Below are 1,023 nucleotides of genomic sequence, written 5' to 3'. Positions count from 1 at the left end.
TTTTCGGGCACAATGCACGCCGCTTTTGCCTGGCGCAGTTGCACCGGGCCATTCACTGGACACCGAGGGCTTTACTGCATGTCGAAAGAAGACAGCTTCGAAATGGAAGGCACTGTCGTCGACACCCTGCCCAACACCATGTTTCGCGTGGAGTTGGAAAATGGGCACGTCGTAACCGCGCATATTTCCGGCAAGATGCGCAAGAACTACATCCGTATTCTTACCGGTGACAAAGTGCGCGTCGAGCTGACGCCCTATGACTTGAGCAAAGGGCGCATCACTTACCGCGCTCGCTAATCAAGTCAATACAAAACGCCCGGCTTATGCCGGGCGTTTTTGTTTGCGGATCGTTCCCACGCTCTGCGTGGGAATGCCTCAACCGGGCTGCTTGCCCACGCGGAGCATGGGAACGATCAATAGCAGAAAGGCGCCAATTGGCGCCTTTCTGCTTTGTTGCGGTTAACGTCAGGCCATTTCAGCCGTGGTCTCGAACTCGAAGGTCAGTTCGCCGTCCTTGATGTCGATGTGCACCACACCGCCATGTTCGGCCAGTTCGCCAAAGAGAATCTCCTCCGCCAGCGGACGCTTGATCTTGTCCTGGATCAGGCGAGCCATTGGTCGAGCACCCATTGCCGAGTCGTAACCACCGGCCGCCAGCCAGCTGCGGGCAGCATCGGTGACTTCCAGCAATACACGCTTGTCTTCCAGCTGCGCCTGGAGTTCGGTAAGGAACTTGTCCACCACACTCTTGATGACCTCATGACTGAGGCGACCAAACTGGATAATGGTGTCCAGACGGTTGCGGAACTCTGGCGTAAAGCTCTTCTTGATCACTTCCATCGCATCGGAAGAGTGGTCCTGATGAGTGAAACCGATCGAAGCACGTGCGGCAGTTTCGGCACCGGCGTTGGTCGTCATGATGACGATCACGTTACGGAAGTCCGCTTTGCGCCCGTTGTTATCGGTCAGCGTACCGTGATCCATCACCTGCAACAGCAAGTTGAAGACTTCCGGATGCGCCTT

The 1,023-nt window shown here is 56.1% G+C and carries 2 protein-coding genes; one reads left to right on the top strand and one right to left on the bottom strand.

Annotated elements, in window-relative coordinates; genetic code table 11:
* Positions 1 to 78: 78 nt before the first annotated feature.
* Complete coding sequence (infA, locus tag D8U69_RS04860) at positions 79 to 297, top strand: translation initiation factor IF-1 (protein WP_002553999.1); 219 nt, start codon at positions 79 to 81, stop codon at positions 295 to 297.
* Between the two features lie 168 nt (positions 298 to 465).
* Here the strand turns inward: infA and D8U69_RS04855 are convergent.
* The coding region (locus D8U69_RS04855; RefSeq protein WP_153189000.1) for an AAA family ATPase at positions 466 to 1,023 on the bottom strand (558 nt) is incomplete at its 5' end.

The organism is Pseudomonas sp. Sample_16, from assembly GCF_004307665.1.
Taxonomy (GTDB): domain Bacteria; phylum Pseudomonadota; class Gammaproteobacteria; order Pseudomonadales; family Pseudomonadaceae; genus Aquipseudomonas.
Note: the sequence above shows the minus strand (reverse complement) of the source record. Positions and strands in the feature narration are given on the sequence as shown.

What these genes read in the sequence shown, in the direction of transcription:
- infA (WP_002553999.1), top strand. Translation starts at nt 79, where the DNA reads ATGTCGAAAGAAGACAGCTTCGAAATGGAAGGCACTGTCGTCGACACC.